Origin of the sequence: Salinispora mooreana (genome assembly GCF_000379065.1) — a bacterium.
Classification (GTDB): Bacteria; Actinomycetota; Actinomycetes; order Mycobacteriales; family Micromonosporaceae; genus Micromonospora; species Micromonospora mooreana.
Genome location: NZ_KB900614.1, coordinates 3,108,143 through 3,124,803 on the forward strand (window position 1 = coordinate 3,108,143; position 16,661 = coordinate 3,124,803).

Here is a 16,661-nt window from a genome sequence, read left to right on the forward strand (position 1 = left end):
CGGGCTCCGTCGGTGTCGGCGGACGGGTCAGCCTTGCCGGGACGCCGTCTCCACCAGGAAGGGAACGCCCTGCTGGCAGGTGGTCACCAGGTCCGACTGGATCTTCCCGGTCACCAGCACCGACGCGCCGGGGACCAACACCGCACGGGGCCCACCGACCAGCAGGTATCCATCCAGCAGCAGACATCCGGACTCCACCCCGGCCTGCACGGTGCCGGTCAGGGTGGCGGCGCCGACCGGTGGCGGCTTACTCGGTCCCGCCGGCTCCTTGGGGGTTCGCGTCGGCACGGGGGCCGACGTTGACCCCGGGGCGGCCGGGGTGGAGGACTCGGGATCGGCGGCCGTCGGTTCCGGATCAGTGGGGGTCGTCACGGGCGTCGCTCCCAGCTCGGTCGGGGGGCCAACACCCGCGCCCTGGCCGCTGCCACAGGCACTGAGCGCCAGGCAGACGGCCAACGCCGGGGTGGCGAGCCAAGGGGTTCTCATACAGTTTCGGACGCGCCGGCCCGTCGGTTCGTTCCCGCCACGCCACTGCCGCCCCACGGCCCGGACCCCGTCCGATCGAAGCGGGACCCCCACGCTCAACCGCGGGCCGCCGCGGCCCGCATGTCCCGCTTCAGCTCCTGCGGCAGCGAGAAGGTCAGCCGCTCGTCCGCGGTCACCACCTCCTCGACCTCGGTGAAGCCCCGCGCCGCAAGGTGCGCGAGCGCCTCCTGGACCAGCTCCTCGGGGACGCTGGCCCCCGAGGTCAGGCCGACCGTCCGGGCACCCTCGAGCCACGCGTCGTCGATCTCCCGGGCGAAGTCGACGAGGTGGCCGGCCCGCGCACCCGCGTCCAGGGCCACCTCGACCAGCCGCACCGAGTTCGACGAGTTCGTGGAGCCGACCACGATCATGACGTCGCAGTCCGCCGCGATCTGCTTGACCACGTGCTGCCGGTTGCTGGTGGCATAGCAGATGTCGTCGCTCGGCGGCGACTGGAGCAGCGGCAGCCGCTTCTTCAGCCGGGCCACCGTCTCCAGCGTCTCGTCCACCGACAGGGTGGTCTGGGACAGCCACACCACCTTGTTCGGATCCCGGACGGTGACCCGCTCGGCGTCCTGGGGACCATCGACGAGCTGGATGTGCTCGGGTGCCTCGCCGGCGGTGCCGATGACCTCCTCATGCCCCTCGTGCCCGATCAGCAGGATGTCGTAGTCCTCGGCGGCGAACCGTTTCGCCTCCTGGTGCACCTTGGTGACCAGTGGGCAGGTCGCATCAATTGCCTTCAGCGAGCGGCTGCGCGCCTGCTCGTGGACCTCGGGGGCGACGCCGTGCGCGGAGAAGACGACGGTCGCGCCCTCCGGCACCTCCTCGTTCTCCTCCACGAAGATCGCGCCCTTGGCCTCCAGGGTCCGCACCACGTGCCGGTTGTGCACGATCTGCTTGCGGACGTAGATCGGCGCGCCATAGAGCTTGAGCGCCTCTTCGACGGTCTGCACCGCCCGGTCGACGCCCGCGCAGTAACCACGCGGCTTCGCCAGGATCACACGCTTACCGGTCCGGGTCGCTTCAGCCTCACTCACCCGCCCATCGTACGTGCCGACCCACCACCCGCCAGCGGGCTGCGACCCGCAGGGACGGTCCATAGGGTGGGCGGGTGAGTTCGGATGGCAGGGTTACCCGCAGCACGCCCGAGGAGCCATGGCCGGTCCGGGTGGTCAGCCAGAAGATCAGTGCCTGGATCGCCCGGCTGGGCTGGGTGTGGGTGGACGGGCAGGTCGCGCAGATCAGTCGCCGGCCCGGCGCGAGCACGGTGTTTCTCACCCTCCGGGACCCGTCGGCCGACCTCAGCCTGACCGTGACCACCCACCGCGACGTGCTCGACTCCGGCGCACCACAGCTACGCGAGGGCGCTCGGGTCGTGCTGCACGCCAAGCCCGACTTCTATGCCGCCCGGGGCACGTTGAGCCTGCGCGCCGACGAGATCCGCCAGGTGGGGCTGGGCGAGTTGCTGGCCCGGCTGGAGAAGCTGAAAAAGCTGCTGGCCGCCGAGGGGCTCTTCGACCCCCGACGGAAGCGACGCCCGCCCTTCCTCCCGCACCGGATCGGGCTGATCACCGGCCGGGCCAGCGCTGCCGAGCGGGACGTGCGTACCAACGCCAGCCGGCGCTGGCCGGCGGTGGCGTTCCGGACGGTCAACGTGGCCGTGCAGGGGCCGTCGGCCGTGCCGCAGATCGTGGACGCGCTGCGGGTGCTGGACGCCGACCCCACCATCGAGGTGATCGTGATCGCCCGGGGCGGCGGCAGCATCGAGGACCTACTGCCCTTCTCCGATGAGGCGCTGTGCCGGGCGGTGTTCGCCTGCCGCACGCCGGTGGTCAGCGCCATCGGCCACGAGACCGACGCGCCGCTGCTCGACTATGTCGCGGATATCCGCGCCTCCACCCCGACCGACGCGGCCAAGCGAGTCGTCCCGGACCTCACCGAGGAGATACGCCTGATCGGGCAGGCCCGGTCCCGACTCGAACGCGCGGCGCGCAACCTGGTTGACCGCGAGGCACACCGGTTGGAACTGCTGCGATCCCGGCCGGTGCTGGCCCGACCAGAGGTGATGATCGAACAACGGGCTACCGACATCTCCGGGCTGCGCCACCGGGCCGACCGCTGTCTCGCCCACCGGTTGACCGCCGCCGAGGACGACCTTCGGCACACCCGGGCCCGACTCCGGGCCCTTTCCCCGGCCGCCACCCTCGACCGGGGGTACGCGATCGTACGGCGCGCCGACGGCACCGTCGTCCGCGCGGTCTCCGAGGTCGCCGTCGGGGACCCGGTGCGGGTCCGGCTGGCCGACGGGGAGTTGGCGGCGACCATCGACGCGGGAGAGAACCACCCGGAGGCCCAGCGGCGGTAGCGGTTCCTCCGCCGGTAAGGCCGGACCCGGGCACCGGTGTCGGACAGACACCGGTGGCGCACCGGACACGGCGGGGGTAGCCCGGAGGGGTAGATGTGGTGGGATGTGAGCGATGACCGAGGAGACGAAGGACGAGCGGCTCAGCTACGAGCAGGCCCGCGCCGAGTTGGCGTCGGTGGTCGAACGGCTGGAGGCCGGCGGCACCACGCTGGAGGAGTCGCTGGCCCTCTGGGAGCGCGGTGAACAGCTAACCGGGGTCTGCCAGGCATGGCTGGACGGTGCCCGGGCCCGCCTGGATGCCGCCCGGCAGGAACCCAGCGACTGACACGGCCCGCCCACAACCGGTTGGTCCCGGGCCGAGTTCAGCCCAGCGCCCCGGCCAACTCCCGCAGCTCGGTGTCTCGGGCATCACCGACCACGATTACTGTCCGGTCCGGCTCGAGGAGCACGAACGCCTGCTCGTTGCCGCGGGCCGTGTACCGCTGCCAGGTGCGTCCCGCAAGGTCGGTCCGGCCCTGGGGCTGCCCCTGATCGGTCAGCTCGGTGGGGAGCAACCGCTCCGGCGGCACGCTGCTCTGCACGATCTGAGCCCCCCGCCCCTCCGGGGTCAGGTAGCCCAGGCGCAGAGTCGACCCGTCCTCGACGGTCCGGAAGTCGGCCCGGACGGTACGCCACCCCGCCTCCAGCCCCTGTGGCTGACTGACCGGAAAGGCCGCCGCCGCCTGCGCCGAGTCCACCGCGGGTGCCGGGTCCACGACGGTTGCCTGGTCTCCCCCGAGGAAGCCCCGGTAGAAGGCGAGCAGCAGGGCGATCGGGATCAGCAGCACGAGGAGCGAGATGGCCATGTCCTTCGGCGAACGCTCCGAACGGGTGGTGTCGGCCGCAGCGGGCGGTGCCGGCGACTCGCCGGCCTCCCGCGCAGCACTGGTCTCCCCCGCGCCGCTGGTCTCCCCGGCGCCGTTGGTCTCGGTCGGGCCGCTGGCTGTCGCCGGGTCGGTGGCGGGCTCGACCAACGCCGGCTCCTCAGCGGTCGCGGGCGCGGCCGGGCCGGGGGGCGCCGGCTCGACCGGCGAGAGCTCCGGCGCGGTCTGGTCGGCAGGGACGCGGTCGGCGGGCTGTGCGGGTTCCACCCCGCTATCTTCGCAGCCACCCGATCAGACGTGACCAAGCCATCACCGCCCCACCACCACGCAGTGTGGCCGATCATGTGAGGATCAGCGACAAAGCCGGCAGCGACCACGCCTGCCGGACCACCCCGCACCGTCGCGAGGAGGAGCCGTCATGACGAACACCACGACGCGGACCCCACAGAATCTCGATCGCAACCTCGCCCTCGACCTGGTCCGGGTGACCGAGGCCGCGGCGATGGCCGCGGGCCGGTGGGTTGGCCGGGGTGACAAGGAGGGCGGCGACGGCGCCGCCGTCAACGCGATGCGCAAATTGATCAACTCGATTCCGATGCGCGGGATCGTGGTGATCGGCGAGGGCGAGAAGGACAACGCGCCGATGCTCTTCAACGGGGAAGAGGTCGGCGATGGGACCGGGCCGGAGGTTGATGTCGCGGTCGATCCCATCGACGGCACCACGCTGATGAGCAAGGGCATGCCGAACGCCCTGGCGGTGCTGGCGGTCGCCGAGCGTGGGGCGATGTTCGACCCGAGCGCCGTGTTCTACATGGAGAAGCTCGCCGTCGGCCCGGCCTACGCCGACGTGGTGGACATCAACGCCGGCGTGGCCGAGAACGTACGCCGAATCGCGAAGGTCAAGGGCACCGACGCCTCCGAGGTGACGGTCTGTGTGCTGGACCGGTCCCGACACGACGGGCTGGTGGACCAGGTCCGGCGCAGCGGGGCCGGGATCCGCTTCATCTCGGACGGGGACATCGCCGGCGCGATCGCCGCTGCCCGCGGGGAGTCGGACGTTGACGTGCTGATGGGCATCGGCGGCACCCCCGAGGGGATCACCGCGGCCTGCGCCCTGAAGTGCATGGGCGGTGCCCTTCAGGCCAAGCTCTGGCCGCGCGACGAACAGGAGCGGGAGAAGGCCATCGCCGCCGGCCACGATCTGGACCGGGTGCTCGGCACCGACGACCTCGTGACCGGTGACAACTGCTTCTTCGTCGCCACCGGCGTCACCTCCGGCGACCTGCTCCGCGGCGTCCGGTACAAGGCCGGCGGGGCCTACACGCAGTCGATCGTGATGCGCTCGAAGAGCGGCACGATTCGCGTGATCGACTCGTATCACCGGTTGGAGAAGCTGGCGCTGTACTCGGCGGTGGACTTCGACGGTCGTCCCCTCGCCGAACAGGAGTGAGCCGTGCCGGGGGCGCTGCACCGGCCACCCCGGCCCGCCGGCTGGTCGGGGTGGTGCTCGCCACCGTTGCCGGAGTCGCCGTCGCCGGGCAGTCCCGGATCAACGGCGAGTTGGGCGCACGCCTGGCCGACGGGGTCGCCGCGGCGGTCATCTCGTTCGGGTTGGGCCTGCTGGTGCTGCTGGTGCTGGTGCCGGCGACCTCCGGCGGACGGCGCGGGCTGACCGCCCTCCGCACCGCGCTGACCGCCGGCGCGCTGCGCCCGTGGCAGTGCCTCGGCGGACTCTGCGGGGCGTTCCTCGTGGCGACGCAGGGCCTCACGGTCGGCACCCTCGGTGTCGCCGTCTTCACCGTGGCGGTGGTAGCCGGCCAGTCCGCCACCAGTCTGCTCGTTGACCAGGCCGGCATCGGTCCAAGCGGACGCCAGCCGGTTACCGGTCGGCGCCTGTTCGGGGCGGCGCTCACCGTGCTCGCGGTCGGGCTGGCCGTCGGCGGGCGGCTCGACGACCCGGCCACGCTGACGCTGGCGGTGCTGCCGCTGCTCGCGGGGATCGCGGTGGCCTGGCAGCAGGCAGTCAACGGGCTGGTCGGTCGGGCGACCGGCAGCCCACTGACCGCCACGCTGGTCAACTTCACGGTGGGCACCGTTGCCCTGTTGGCGGTCTTCGCAGTCGACATCGTGGTACGCGGGCTGCCCGCCGGTTCGCCGCCGGCCGAGCCGTGGCTCTATCTGGGTGGGCCGATCGGGGTCGCCTTCATCGCGATCGCCGCCGCTGTCGTCGAGTTCACCGGAGTCCTACTCCTCGGCCTGGCCACGATCGCCGGCCAGGTGGTCGGCGCTGTCCTACTGGACGTGGTCCTGCCGACCGCGGCCTCCCGCCCGGACGCCACCACCCTGCTCGGCGCGGCACTGACCCTGGTCGCTGTCCTCTTCGCCACCCGGCGTTAGGAGCTGAGCCTCACCGAGCCGGCACCGGGGTCCCGGCGCAGCGCGCTGAGGGTCTCGGCGAGGGCCTCGTCGAGCGCGGTCGGCGCGATCCCGAGGACCCGCTGGGTGATCGAGGAGTCCAGCACGTACGGGCGATCGAACTGATATGTCGTCTCCCGCAGCTCCCGGAGTAGCGGACTGACCAGGCCGCCGAGCCAGAGCGCCGGATAGGGCAGGCGGGTCAGCCGCGGTGTGGGTGCGCCGGCCAGGGTCGCGGCGCGGGTCGCCAACTCCCGCAGACTGAGCGCGGGCGGGCTCGGCACGTGCCAGGCCCGTCCCCAGGCATCCGGGTCGGTGGCGGCGGCGACCACGGTTCGGGCCACGTCGCCGACGTAGGTGGTGGTGTGCGGGGCGTCGAAGTCGACCGGCAGGACCACTCGGCGGCCGGCCAGTACGTTCGGCAGGACCTGGGTGGTGATCGAGTTGGTCCCGAACCCGAGGTAGTCCGAGCTGCGAACCTCGGTCGTCCGGGCCCGGCCTGCCTCATGGGCGGCCAGCGCATCCATCCACATCTGGCTGCGTACCCGCCCCTTGACACCGGTCGCGGCCAGCGGGGTGGCCTCGGTCATCGCCCCGTCAACCGGGCCGTACCCATAGAGATTGCCGATCGTGGCAAGCACCGCACCGGTCTGCTCGGCGGTGGTGAGCAGAGCGGTTGCCAGCGGCGGCCAGTCGACGGCCCATCGGTGATACGCAGGGTTGGCACAGTTGTAAAGGGCAACGGCGCCGGCCGTCAGGCGGATCAGGCGGGCGGTGTCGATGGCATCCGCAGCGATGAGTTCGATGGCCGGATGCTCGGGGCCGACGCCGCGGCGGCTGACCAGCCGGACCTGCTCCCCCCGCTGGGCGAGGAGGCGGGCGGTCGCGGTGCCGACCGGGCCGGCACCGACGATCACGTGAGTCGACATCAGGGCTTACCTTTCGAATCAGGAGATCACTTCGAGAGCAGCGCTCGCACGGAAAGCGTGTCGGCAGTTGCCGAACCTGTCAAGAGCACTGCTCTCGAATTGGATCAGCGCCCTAGTCGTGGCAGAGTACGGAGATGGTCGCCAACTCACTCCGAGCCCGGGTGCGGGCCGAAATGATCGACGAGATCAAGGCCGTGGCGCGCCGCCATCTGGCCACCGACGGCGCCAACCTGTCGTTGCGGGCGGTCGCCCGAGACCTGGGCATGGCCTCTTCGGCGATCTACCGTTACTTTCCCAGCCGGGACGACCTGCTCACCACGCTCATCCTTGAGGCGTACGTGGCCCTGGGCGACGCGGTCGAGGCAGCAGACGACGCCGTGGACCGCGACGACCTGCGCGAACGGTGGTTCGCCGGGTGTCGGGCGGCCCGCGCCTGGGCCCTCGCCAACCCCGCCGAGTACGCGCTGCTCTACGGCAGCCCGGTTCCCGGCTACGCGGCGCCCGACGACACTGTCGAGCCGGCTATGCGCCCACCACTGACACTGATCGGCATCGTTCGCGACGGGCTTGCCGCCGGACAGCTCACCCCACCCCCCGCCGCCGACCTCCCCCAACCCGTCCGAGACGACCTCGCCGACATCGCGGCGAGCCTCTCCCCGGGGATGCCGGCAGCGCTGCTCGCCCGGGGGATGGCGGGGTGGACCCAGCTCTTCGGGCTGATCAGCTTCGAGCTCTTCGGCCGAATCAAAGGGGGTCTGCCGCACCGCGACGACTACTTCGATCACCAGATCGCGTTGATGGCCGACCTCATCGGCCTACCCCGGTAAGCCGGTCACCCGAGGGGTCAGGTCCCGTCGGAGGAGTGCCCGGGGAAGAGGTGCGCCGCCGGATCGAGCACCACGGCCGCGTTGTTCACCGCGGTCGCGGCCTCACCGAAGCCGGTGGCGATCAGGCGCACCTTGCCCGGGTACTCGGTGATGTCCCCGGCCGCGAAGACCCGCGTCAGGTTGGTTGCCATGGTGCTGTCCACCACGAGGTGCCGGCGGTCCAGGCGCAGGCCCCACTCCGCCAGCGGGCCGAGGTCGGCGGTGAAGCCAAGCGCCGCGACGACGGTGTCGACCGGCAACAACTCAGCCGCACCGCCCCGGACGGTGATCTCGGCACCGCTCACTGCGCCGCCCCCGTGTAGCCTCGTCACCTCCGCGTTCACCACGACCCGCACCGGCAGGGCGCGGACCCGGGCGACGGTGGCGGCGTGGGCTCGGAACTTCTCCCGGCGATGCACGAGGGTCACCGAACGGGCCAGCGGCTGGAGGGTTGACGCCCAGTCGAAGGCGGAGTCCCCACCACCGACGATGAGCACGTCCTGCCCGGTGAGCTCCGCCGGCTGCGGCACGAAGTAGACAATTCCGGTACCGACGAAGCGCTCCGCGACCGGCAGCGGGCGGGGCGTGAAACTACCCAGCCCGCCAGTGATCACTACCGCGCCGCAGCGGAGCTGCTCGCCCCCGGCCAGGCCGAGCACCGGCCGACCATCGGCGTAGGACAACTTCTCTGCCCGCGTGCCGAGCAGGTAGCGCGGGTCGAACGGGGCAGCCTGGGCAACCAGGTTGGCCACCAGATCCCGGCCCTTGATGGCCGGGAAGCCGGCGACATCGTGAATCAACTTCTCCGGGTACATCGCCGTGATCTGGCCACCGGGCTCGGGTAACGCGTCCACTACTGCTACCGAGAGCCCGCGAAATCCGGCGTAGTACGCGGCGAAGAGGCCGGCGGGCCCGGCCCCGACAACCGCGACATCGACCTCGTGCATGCGCGTACCGTCGCTTTCCGCTTCCGGCTCCACCGACGCTGATCCCTGACGGTAGAGGGGCCGGAGCCGCCGGGCAAGGATGTCCGACAGTCGGTCGTCGCCGCTCCGGTCAGCCGAAGATGCGGGTCGAGTCGGAGTAGTGCGAGCCACCCAGGTCCGGTCGACGCCGCCGGAAGATGATCGCGGCAACCACCCCGCCCAGCAGCCCGAAGAGGTGCCCCTGCCAGGAGATCCGCTCGTCGGTGGGGAGAATGCCGACGAGTTGCCAGCCATAGAGGAGGCCGACCAGGAGAACGACCGCGAAGTTCCACCAACTCCGCTCGACGACGCCCCGGGTGAGCAGGATGCCCAGGTAGCCGAAGATGACGCCGCTCGCGCCGACCACGATCGAGTTCGGGGAACCGGTGAACCAGATGCCGAACCCGCTGACCAGAATGATGATCAACGTGGACCAGAGGAAGCGACGCGCACCCGCCGCGAGCACGAAGGTACCCAGCAGGATCAGCGGGATGCTGTTGCTGTAGAGGTGATCGAAGCCGTGGTGCAGAAAGGGTGAGAAGAAGACGCCATCGAGGCCGTCGAGGCGCTGCGGGATGATGCCGGCCGCCGGATCGAGCCCGAACGCCAGGCCCTGGTCAACGGCCTCGATGAGGAAGAGGAACGGCACCACTGCGCACATGGCGACGAAGGCCCGGCCGATCGCGGCGTAGAACGCCTCGGTGCCGAACCGACGCGGGTCACTGCCCTCCGGTAGCAGGCTCACCCGTCAACAGCTATCAGGTAGCGGCGACAGCCGCCACCTGGCCGGCGGTCACACTCGAACCGACGGTGCCGGGGTGTGACCAAGCACACCCCGGCACCCGACGATCAGTACCAGCCCGTACTGGAGATCAATACCAGCCCACGTCCTGCATGTAGGCCCAGGCCTTGCAGGGCGTTTGGTACCGACCCTTGATATAGCCAAGCCCCCACAGGATCTGGGTCTTCGGGTTCGTCTCCCAGTCGTCGCCCTTCGAGGCCATCTTGTTACCGGGTAGCGCCTGCGGAATTCCGTAGGCGCCGGTTGACGGGTTGCGGGCCTTGTGGTTCCATCCGCTCTCCTTGGTGAAGAGCTTGTCCAGACAGGGGAACTGATCGATGTCGAAGCCGGCGTTGAGCATCTCCGCGCAGCCGATCTGCCGGTTGCCGGTGAACTCCGCACACGACTCCGGGATCGGGCCATCGTACGGCTTCTCCGCTGCCGCCTTGGCCGCCGCCTCAGCCTCAGCCTCAGCCTCGGCCTTGGCCTTGGCCTTGGCGAGCTCTGCCGCCGCCTCGCGGACCGTCTTCCGCGACGCCGCAGCAGCCTCCTCCCGGCGCTTCCGCTCCGCGGCCGCCTCGGCGACCGCGGCAGCGCGCACCCTCTCCCGGTATTCGGTAGCCTGCTCCTTCGCCGGATGCACCTGCGGTGTGTGCAGCGCAACCTGCTCAACTCCGGCGGTGTCCGGCAGGCGCTGGCCCTGATCCCGGTTGTCGCCCAGTTGGAAACCTCCGACGACGCCCGCGGAGAGCAGCGCCACCGCGGCGGTCCGGGCACCCAACCGGCTCCACAGCCGATTCACGAGGCGGTCCCTTCCTTTCGGGGCACGGACACGGTGCAGACCACACCCGGATGGGGTGGGGTCACACCGTGAGCGCTCCGACCGCGCGAGTCCCCCGACAGCTCCGCCAACGGGGACGCGGGCGAACGATCACCGGCGATCCGCCGGATGTGCGAGCGCTCGGGGACACGATCGCGCACGGTAGGGCGGATGGGAAACCATAGCCCTCAATTGTGACCTGCGCCACTCTCAAAGCTGACCTTCGATCACTCAGGGTCACGACGACAGTCTGTGCGTGCAGGCCGGATCAGAGCCACCCGACGTGGGCAGCCGCCGAGCGGACGCTCCGACTCAGATCCGCTCGATCATAGGAGCGGAACATTTGTCCAAGACCCCACAGCATTGCGCTTGCAACGCTTGCGGCCTGTCCGCGCGACAGAAGACGAACCAATCACCACCTCGAGTCCGGGAGGGCAACATGAGGGGCAAGGCTCCATTGGGCACTCGCATCCTGCGCGACACCCTTGACTGGGAGGCTATGACCGACGATCAGGTGATCGCCGCCCGGGACAAAGCCAACCGCAAGGCATCGTCACGGGTCGGACGGATCGTCACCGGGCTGCCGGATCGTCGCGCCCGGATCGAGGAGACCACCATCAACCTTCCGGGCCGCCGACTGATGCTACGGACGTACCGCCCGAAGAGCACCGACCGGCGGCTACCACTGATCGTCTCGTTCCACGGAGGAGGTTTCATCTCGGGCACGGCCGCGCAGAACGACTGGCTCAACAGTCACCTCGCGGCCCGCTGTCCAGCCGTGGTCGTCTCAGTGGAGTACCGGCTCGCTCCGGAGCATCCACTGCCCCGGCCGGTTGACGACGGCTACGACACACTCCTCCGGCTTGTCGACGGAGCCGTCGGCCAGGGCATCGACCCCACGGCGATCGCGGTCATGGGCGAAAGCGCCGGCGGCATGATCGCCGCGCTCGTTGCGTTGCGCGCCCGCAAGGACGGCCCACTGCTAGACGCCCAGGTGCTGAACTATCCGACTACGGACTGGACCGAGACCATGACCGACTATCCCTCAATGGTGGAAAATGCCGACAACCCCGCGCTGCCACTGTCGCGATTGCGCGCGGGACGCAAGCTGAGCTTGCCCTCGGCCCTCGACCCCCGCAGCGTGTCTCCGCTGAAGTTCGACAGCCTGGCTGGTCTACCACCGACGTTGGTCGTCATCGCCGCACTGGATCCGGTGGCCGACCACGGTCGCCGGTACGTCGAACAGCTCCGCGAGGACGGCACCGAGGCTCACCTGTCCTGTTACCCGCGGGCCACCCACTCCTTCCTCAGCACACCGGGGCTGGTTCCCGCCGCCCGACCCGCACGCCGCGAGATCCTCGCCTTCCTGCGCGGCCAGCTGTATCAGGCTCTCCCCGGCTAACCGGACCACCCTGGTGTTCAGGGAACCACCTCGCTCCGAGCAACGCCCGATGTCGCTCGTACCATGGCGACATGCGACCTGCCGAGCCGCTTCCAGCCGGCGTACCTGCCTGGGACATCGCGGTCCCATCACGGCCGAGCCGGCTGGCGGGGGTGACCATGGCAGGTTTCAGCGACCGCGCGAACGGCCTCATCGAGGTCGACGCGATCCCGCCCCCTGCTGTCGTGGTGGTCATCAGCCTCGGCGACCAACCAATCGTTGTCAACGACGGTACTGGTCAGCAACGGCGGGAACGAATCGTCACCGGACTCGCACCCCACGGCGTTCGGGGGCAGGGGCTAGCCGGAAGCTTCGAGTGCCTACAGATGCGATTGTCGCCGGTGGTCGCGCACACGGTCCTGGGCACCGCATCGGAGTTGGGCAGAGCGGTAGTCGCCCTCGATGATCTCTGGGGGCACGATGCCGCGCGGATCCAAGAACAACTGCGCGCTGCCACGTCGTGGGATGAACGGTTCGCGATCGCGGAGGTGGTGTTGGCTCGACGTCTCGACAGCGGCCGTGTGGTTGACCCGGAAGTCGTCTACTGCTGGAGACAGATGGTGGCCAGTCGGGGACGCGTACGGGTCGAGTGGCTGGCGACTGAGGTCGGATGGAGCCGCCAGCGTCTGTGGTCCCGGTTCCGATCGCAGATCGGCCTCACCCCCAAGCGCGCCGCCCAGCTGGTCCGCTTCGACCATGCAGCCCACCGCCTCGCCGCAGGTCACAGCACCGCTGTGGTGGCGGCAGACAGCGGTTACGCCGACCAGTCCCACCTCCACCGGGACATCATGGCCTTCGCCGGGGTGACGCCTGCCGCCGTTGCGATCGCGCCGTTCCTCGCTGTCGACGATGTCGCGTGGGCCGACCGGCCGAGGCGGTGAGGTTCGTCGTGGCATTCTGCGTCGGCAGGCCCGGTCACCCGCTTCGCCGAACCAGCGTGCCGGTCGGGTGTCGACCACCAGCAGGAGCCACCGCCGAGCCGGTCGGGTGTCGACCACCGATCGGAGCCGCCGAGCCGGTGTAGGTGGTGCCGGGCCGGGCCATCGGTGGCGCGATGCGCTTGCGAACCGGATCCACCGGTGGCGGACCGGCGAGCGCGGACGCGATCGCCGCCTGGGCGTCGCGCCGACGCCGGTTCCAGGCGCCGCGGTCACCGTCGAAGTAGCCCTGCCGATAGCCGAACCGGTAACCGATCCGGTAGCTGAGCTGACCATGCAGACGACCTGCGGCGTAGCTGGTGGCGGTCAGGACGCAGACGAGGAGCAGGGCGAGGAGTGGGCTCATCCGGCCACTCCGGATGGTGGGCAGTGTGGACTCATTGTTCCTCCGGCTCAACCGGGGTGGGATTCACGACGAGTAGCTGGTCGAGGTCAGCTGTGCTGACCTGTTCGACCAGCTCGACGCTGATCCGGCACCCGTCCAGGACAACCTCGGCCACCGACGAGCGGCGGATCTCACCGCCCGCGTCGTAGACGCGGACGCTGAGCTCCGGACAACCGAGGTGGGTACGCCAGGCGTGCCACTCCGCCCGGTCCCCGACGCTGAGCGAGAGGTAACGGGAACCCCGGGCGAGGTAGAGGCGCCAGGGCGCACTCAAACCGGTGGCTACCCCGGCGGCGATCAGGCCGAAGGCCTGAGCTCGGGTGGCGAGTTCGGTCACCAGGTCCCCCTCGTGCCGGAGATATCACGCATGGGAGCAAGCAGTCGTCGTCTCCTGCACGGACACACGGTAGAGTGTCCCGCAAACGTGACAGTATCAGCTTTTCGTCTGATTCCCCCAACCGCACGCCCACCCATTCACCCCAGGTAGAGCCCGGGTATGTGACATCCTCCCGGACAGGGAAAAGCTGAGAGTGTCGTCACATTAGCGTGACAACTGCGCGCCAGGAGACCACTCGAAGGCTCCATGGCCGTACGGTCACCAGGTGACCGAGACGGCCAACGCACGGAAGATCGCCTTCGCCACCTTTGTCCGTCGCGCGCTAGACGAGGCCCGGGCCACCCGAGCCTGGAGCGGCACTGAGGTCTCCCGACGCACCGGCGTCTCCCGGCAGACCATCAACCGATGGGTCCGGGGCGACTGGGCCAGCGACCCCGAGGCAGAACGCGTCGTGGCGTTCTGTGAAGGACTCGGGCTGGCCCCGGCAACCGCCTTCACCGCCCTGGGCTGGGACCGGCGGAACACCCCCCACCAAACCGGGACGATCCTGCCTCCGATGGACCCCGATGTCGAGGCGCTGCTGCGCCGACTGGTTGATCCCGAAGTGTCGGACGCGGAAAAGTTCCACATTCGAGAAACAATTCGTTACCTCGCGTATCGCCCAACTCTCCCAGTAGCAGCACCAAACCGGGGCAAACAGGTTGGATGATCCTCAGATAGCGAAAGAACAGCAGGTCAGACTCATTCGTTTCGCTCCCGGGCCCGAATCGGCACGCTAGCGTCCGTACTCGTACTGCTTGGGCTCGTCGTCGGCGGGGGGACGGGAAGGCCGAACCCAGCCCTGCGGGACAGAAGGAGGGGTCTGTCCATGACCCTGAAGTGGTTGGCAGTCGTGGTCGGCACCGTGTCCCTGACACTGTGCGTGACTGGGAACGCGGTGACCCTGGCGGTCAACGGCGGGCAGCTTCCCCTGCTCGTCAACCTCGCCGCGCTCACCGCCACCGGCACCGCCGTCGTCTTGGCCGTGCTCGCCGAACTGAACGACCGACTCAATGACCGCATCAGCGCGCTCACCGAGTTCCTGGTGGCCAGGCTGAACGAGATCGAATCCCACACCGGTGACCGAAACTCCGGCTTCGTCGAGGGCTACCTGCTCAGTCACCGCCGGGAAGCCACCGTCGTCCCCATCGGGCGTCGGGGACGGGAAGCCGCCGAACGCTGAACACCGCCGCAAAGCCCGTCGTCCACCCGCCGCCCGGCCCGGTGGCCGGGTACCTCACGGCCACGATTGAGCCGCTCCGAGCGGGGTACGCTGTCGCGCGTGCCGCCGTTGAATCTGGGCAAGCAGCCGCCGAAAACCCCGTTCACCGCCGACCTCGCCTGGCAGACAACCGCTGCCCGGGCCGCCGGGACCGTCCTCTTCTTCGACTTCGATGGCACCCTCGCACCAGTGCGGGACGACCCGACGGCGGTGCACCCCGCACCGAGGGTGCTCACCGCCATCGAGGCACTCGCTCCCGTCGTCCGTCGGATCGCGATCGTCTCCGCACGCCCGGTCGACTTCCTCCGCGAGCGACTCGGCGATCTCGCCGGTGTTGACCTCTACGGCCTCTACGGGCTGGAGCACAGCCACTCCGGCGGCGAAACCGTCACCGAACCGGCGGCGCTGCCCTGGGTGCCGACCATGGCGGAGCTCGCCGACAAGGCCCGTACCGAGCTGCCCGCGGGCACCCTGGTGGAGTACAAACGGCTCTCCGCGGCGCTGCACTGGCGGACCGCCCCACAGCTCGGCCCGGCGGTAACCCGGTGGGGTCGCGCCCAGGCCGAACAGCTCGGCCTTCGGGTCCAGGCCGGACGGATGGTCCTGGAACTGAAGCCTCCGGTCGACCGGGACAAGGGCATGGTCATCGACGAGGTGGTGCGGGACGCGGAGGCCGCCTGGTACTTCGGCGACGACGTGTCGGACATCAAAGCCTTCGCGGCGCTGCGCGCCCGTGCCGCCGTCGACCCGCACTTCTTCGGCGTCTGCGTCGCCGTCGCCAACCCGGAAACCGGCGAGGAGGTTGCCGCCGCCGCGGACCTGACCATCGACTCGCCCGCAGACCTCGGCGACTTTCTCACCGCCGCCGCGCGTCGGCTGGCCTGACTCCCATGCTCCGGCGCCCCGGCCGCCGGAACGCACCCCGCCCCCGGGGCTGATCCGCCGCCGACCATGTGCGCGGTCGCCCCGGGCCGGCGAGGGCGGTCGCTGGGGCGATCAGATGCCGAAGCGACGCTGCCGGTTGGCGTAGGAACGCAGCGCGCGGAGAAAATCAACCCGGCGGAAGTCCGGCCAGTTCAACTCGCAGAAGTAGAACTCCGAGTGGACGGACTGCCAGAGCAGGAAACCGGACATGCGCTGTTCGCCGCTGGTCCGGATGATCAGATCGGGGTCCGGCAAGCCCCGGGTGTAGAGGTGCTCGGTGATGTGCTCGACATCGAACGTCTCGGCCAGCTGCTCGATGCCGGTGCCGGCCTTCGCGTGCTCGTGCAGGAATGATCGCACCGCGTCGGCGATCTCGCGCCGGCCGCCGTAGCCCACGGCGATGTTGACTTGTGCGCCACCAACTCGGTCCCGGGTCCGCTCCGCCGCGGCCTTGAGCGCCGCCGCGTGCTGCGCCGGCAGCACGTCGAGCGCCCCGACCATCCGCAGCCGCCAGGGGTTGGCCTCCTCGGCCAGCTCGCTTGTCAGGTCCTCGATGATCTGCAACAACGGGTCAAGCTGAGCGGCGGGACGGGTAAGGTTGTCGGTCGAGAGCAGCCAGAGCGTCACATGCCCGACGCCGGCCGCGTCGCACCACCGCAGCAGCTCCTTGATCCGCTCGGCACCGACCCGATGGCCGTCGTTGGGGTCAACGAACCCCATCTCCCGCGCCCACCTGCGGTTACCGTCGCACATCACGCCGACATGCTGAGGCACCGGCTTGCCCGCCAGCTTGGCCGTGAGCCGGCGTTCGTACACCGAATAGACAACGTCCCGCAGAGTCAT

General features: G+C 70.0%; 20 protein-coding genes. 10 read left to right on the forward strand and 10 right to left on the reverse strand.

Annotation, left to right across the window (positions count from 1 at the left end; translation table 11 throughout):
- Nucleotides 1–27: 27 nt before the first annotated feature.
- Entirely contained in the window at nucleotides 28–486 is a 459-nt protein-coding gene (locus tag SALPAC6_RS0114815; RefSeq protein ID WP_018254178.1) for a hypothetical protein, read from the reverse strand.
- A gap of 95 nt (nucleotides 487–581) precedes the next feature.
- Complete coding sequence (locus tag SALPAC6_RS0114820; protein ID WP_018254179.1) at nucleotides 582–1,565, reverse strand: 4-hydroxy-3-methylbut-2-enyl diphosphate reductase; 984 nt, start codon at nucleotides 1,563–1,565, stop codon at nucleotides 582–584.
- A gap of 74 nt (nucleotides 1,566–1,639) precedes the next feature.
- Here SALPAC6_RS0114820 and xseA point away from each other — a divergent pair, with 74 nt between their 5' ends.
- Nucleotides 1,640–2,893 (forward strand): exodeoxyribonuclease VII large subunit, encoded by a 1,254-nt coding sequence (xseA, locus tag SALPAC6_RS0114825; RefSeq protein WP_080636062.1) that lies wholly within the window; start codon nucleotides 1,640–1,642, stop codon nucleotides 2,891–2,893.
- A gap of 112 nt (nucleotides 2,894–3,005) precedes the next feature.
- The gene (locus tag SALPAC6_RS0114830; RefSeq protein ID WP_018254181.1) at nucleotides 3,006–3,218 is read left to right on the forward strand and encodes an exodeoxyribonuclease VII small subunit; all 213 of its coding nucleotides are present in this window, start codon (nucleotides 3,006–3,008) and stop codon (nucleotides 3,216–3,218) included.
- 37 nt (nucleotides 3,219–3,255) lie between these two features.
- Here SALPAC6_RS0114830 and SALPAC6_RS0114835 read toward each other — a convergent pair whose 3' ends face one another.
- Nucleotides 3,256–4,023, reverse strand: coding sequence for a DUF4245 domain-containing protein (locus tag SALPAC6_RS0114835; protein ID WP_018254182.1), 768 nt, complete (start codon nucleotides 4,021–4,023; stop codon nucleotides 3,256–3,258).
- 151 nt (nucleotides 4,024–4,174) lie between these two features.
- On the opposite strand from SALPAC6_RS0114835, the gene glpX reads away from it, so the two are divergent.
- Both glpX and SALPAC6_RS0114845 read left to right on the forward strand, forming a co-directional pair.
- A complete protein-coding gene (gene glpX, locus SALPAC6_RS0114840) occupies nucleotides 4,175–5,206 on the forward strand; it encodes a class II fructose-bisphosphatase (RefSeq protein WP_018254183.1) in 1,032 nt (343 codons plus the stop codon).
- Nucleotides 5,203–6,153 carry a DMT family transporter gene (locus tag SALPAC6_RS0114845; protein WP_018254184.1) on the forward strand — a complete coding sequence of 317 codons (951 nt, stop codon included), beginning with the start codon at nucleotides 5,203–5,205 and terminating at the stop codon, nucleotides 6,151–6,153. Before glpX ends, SALPAC6_RS0114845 begins: the two co-directional genes overlap by 4 nt.
- Here the strand turns inward: SALPAC6_RS0114845 and SALPAC6_RS0114850 are convergent.
- Nucleotides 6,150–7,100: an NAD-dependent epimerase/dehydratase family protein gene (locus tag SALPAC6_RS0114850; RefSeq protein WP_018254185.1), complete on the reverse strand. Its 951-nt coding sequence runs from the start codon at nucleotides 7,098–7,100 to the stop codon at nucleotides 6,150–6,152. The genes SALPAC6_RS0114845 and SALPAC6_RS0114850 overlap by 4 nt on opposite strands.
- Before the next feature lie 134 nt (nucleotides 7,101–7,234).
- On the opposite strand from SALPAC6_RS0114850, the gene SALPAC6_RS0114855 reads away from it, so the two are divergent.
- Nucleotides 7,235–7,927 carry a TetR/AcrR family transcriptional regulator gene (locus tag SALPAC6_RS0114855; RefSeq protein WP_018254186.1) on the forward strand — a complete coding sequence of 231 codons (693 nt, stop codon included), beginning with the start codon at nucleotides 7,235–7,237 and terminating at the stop codon, nucleotides 7,925–7,927.
- Between the two features lie 17 nt (nucleotides 7,928–7,944).
- Here the strand turns inward: SALPAC6_RS0114855 and SALPAC6_RS0114860 are convergent, their stop codons facing one another.
- The 3 genes from SALPAC6_RS0114860 to SALPAC6_RS0114870 all read right to left on the reverse strand — a co-directional run bounded on the left by SALPAC6_RS0114860 (nucleotide 7,945) and on the right by SALPAC6_RS0114870 (nucleotide 10,514).
- On the reverse strand, nucleotides 7,945–8,913 hold the full coding sequence (locus SALPAC6_RS0114860) for an NAD(P)/FAD-dependent oxidoreductase (RefSeq protein ID WP_018254187.1): 969 nt from the start codon (nucleotides 8,911–8,913) through the stop codon (nucleotides 7,945–7,947).
- A 109-nt stretch (nucleotides 8,914–9,022) separates the two neighbouring features.
- Nucleotides 9,023–9,676: a rhomboid family intramembrane serine protease gene (locus SALPAC6_RS0114865; protein ID WP_018254188.1), complete on the reverse strand. Its 654-nt coding sequence runs from the start codon at nucleotides 9,674–9,676 to the stop codon at nucleotides 9,023–9,025.
- A 127-nt stretch (nucleotides 9,677–9,803) separates the two neighbouring features.
- Nucleotides 9,804–10,514 carry an aggregation-promoting factor C-terminal-like domain-containing protein gene (locus tag SALPAC6_RS0114870; RefSeq protein WP_018254189.1) on the reverse strand — a complete coding sequence of 237 codons (711 nt, stop codon included), beginning with the start codon at nucleotides 10,512–10,514 and terminating at the stop codon, nucleotides 9,804–9,806.
- Between the two features lie 517 nt (nucleotides 10,515–11,031).
- Between SALPAC6_RS0114870 and SALPAC6_RS0114875 the strand changes: the two genes are divergently transcribed.
- Together SALPAC6_RS0114875 and SALPAC6_RS0114880 are read left to right on the forward strand one after the other, a co-directional pair.
- The gene (locus SALPAC6_RS0114875) at nucleotides 11,032–11,934 is read left to right on the forward strand and encodes an alpha/beta hydrolase (protein WP_018254190.1); all 903 of its coding nucleotides are present in this window, start codon (nucleotides 11,032–11,034) and stop codon (nucleotides 11,932–11,934) included.
- 71 nt (nucleotides 11,935–12,005) lie between these two features.
- Nucleotides 12,006–12,854: an AraC family transcriptional regulator gene (locus SALPAC6_RS0114880; protein ID WP_018254191.1), complete on the forward strand. Its 849-nt coding sequence runs from the start codon at nucleotides 12,006–12,008 to the stop codon at nucleotides 12,852–12,854.
- Nucleotides 12,855–12,888: 34 nt separating this feature from the next.
- Here the strand turns inward: SALPAC6_RS0114880 and SALPAC6_RS0114885 are convergent, their stop codons facing one another.
- On the reverse strand, nucleotides 12,889–13,257 hold the full coding sequence (locus SALPAC6_RS0114885) for a hypothetical protein (RefSeq protein ID WP_018254192.1): 369 nt from the start codon (nucleotides 13,255–13,257) through the stop codon (nucleotides 12,889–12,891).
- A 31-nt stretch (nucleotides 13,258–13,288) separates the two neighbouring features.
- The gene (locus SALPAC6_RS0114890; RefSeq protein ID WP_018254193.1) at nucleotides 13,289–13,633 is read right to left on the reverse strand and encodes a hypothetical protein; all 345 of its coding nucleotides are present in this window, start codon (nucleotides 13,631–13,633) and stop codon (nucleotides 13,289–13,291) included.
- Nucleotides 13,634–13,898: 265 nt separating this feature from the next.
- Here SALPAC6_RS0114890 and SALPAC6_RS0114895 point away from each other — a divergent pair, with 265 nt between their 5' ends.
- From SALPAC6_RS0114895 to otsB, 3 genes are all read left to right on the forward strand, one after another.
- Entirely contained in the window at nucleotides 13,899–14,342 is a 444-nt protein-coding gene (locus tag SALPAC6_RS0114895; protein ID WP_018254194.1) for an XRE family transcriptional regulator, read from the forward strand.
- Between the two features lie 159 nt (nucleotides 14,343–14,501).
- Complete coding sequence (locus SALPAC6_RS0114900; RefSeq protein ID WP_018254195.1) at nucleotides 14,502–14,855, forward strand: hypothetical protein; 354 nt, start codon at nucleotides 14,502–14,504, stop codon at nucleotides 14,853–14,855.
- Between the two features lie 99 nt (nucleotides 14,856–14,954).
- Entirely contained in the window at nucleotides 14,955–15,779 is an 825-nt protein-coding gene (gene otsB / locus SALPAC6_RS0114905; protein WP_018254196.1) for a trehalose-phosphatase, read from the forward strand.
- A 111-nt stretch (nucleotides 15,780–15,890) separates the two neighbouring features.
- Here otsB and SALPAC6_RS0114910 read toward each other — a convergent pair whose 3' ends face one another.
- Nucleotides 15,891–16,661: an isoprenyl transferase gene (locus SALPAC6_RS0114910; RefSeq protein WP_018254197.1), complete on the reverse strand. Its 771-nt coding sequence runs from the start codon at nucleotides 16,659–16,661 to the stop codon at nucleotides 15,891–15,893.

Coding starts and splice junctions, on each gene's coding strand:
- SALPAC6_RS0114815 (WP_018254178.1), bottom strand. CDS start 486: ATGAGAACCCCTTGGCTCGCCACCCCGGCGTTGGCCGTCTGCCTGGCG.
- SALPAC6_RS0114830 (WP_018254181.1), top strand. CDS start 3,006: ATGACCGAGGAGACGAAGGACGAGCGGCTCAGCTACGAGCAGGCCCGC.
- glpX (WP_018254183.1), top strand. CDS start 4,175: ATGACGAACACCACGACGCGGACCCCACAGAATCTCGATCGCAACCTC.
- SALPAC6_RS0114850 (WP_018254185.1), bottom strand. CDS start 7,100: ATGTCGACTCACGTGATCGTCGGTGCCGGCCCGGTCGGCACCGCGACC.
- SALPAC6_RS0114855 (WP_018254186.1), top strand. CDS start 7,235: ATGGTCGCCAACTCACTCCGAGCCCGGGTGCGGGCCGAAATGATCGAC.
- SALPAC6_RS0114860 (WP_018254187.1), bottom strand. CDS start 8,913: ATGCACGAGGTCGATGTCGCGGTTGTCGGGGCCGGGCCCGCCGGCCTC.
- SALPAC6_RS0114875 (WP_018254190.1), top strand. CDS start 11,032: ATGACCGACGATCAGGTGATCGCCGCCCGGGACAAAGCCAACCGCAAG.
- SALPAC6_RS0114880 (WP_018254191.1), top strand. CDS start 12,006: ATGCGACCTGCCGAGCCGCTTCCAGCCGGCGTACCTGCCTGGGACATC.
- SALPAC6_RS0114885 (WP_018254192.1), bottom strand. CDS start 13,257: ATGAGCCCACTCCTCGCCCTGCTCCTCGTCTGCGTCCTGACCGCCACC.
- SALPAC6_RS0114900 (WP_018254195.1), top strand. CDS start 14,502: ATGACCCTGAAGTGGTTGGCAGTCGTGGTCGGCACCGTGTCCCTGACA.
- SALPAC6_RS0114910 (WP_018254197.1), bottom strand. CDS start 16,661: ATGACTCTGCGGGACGTTGTCTATTCGGTGTACGAACGCCGGCTCACG.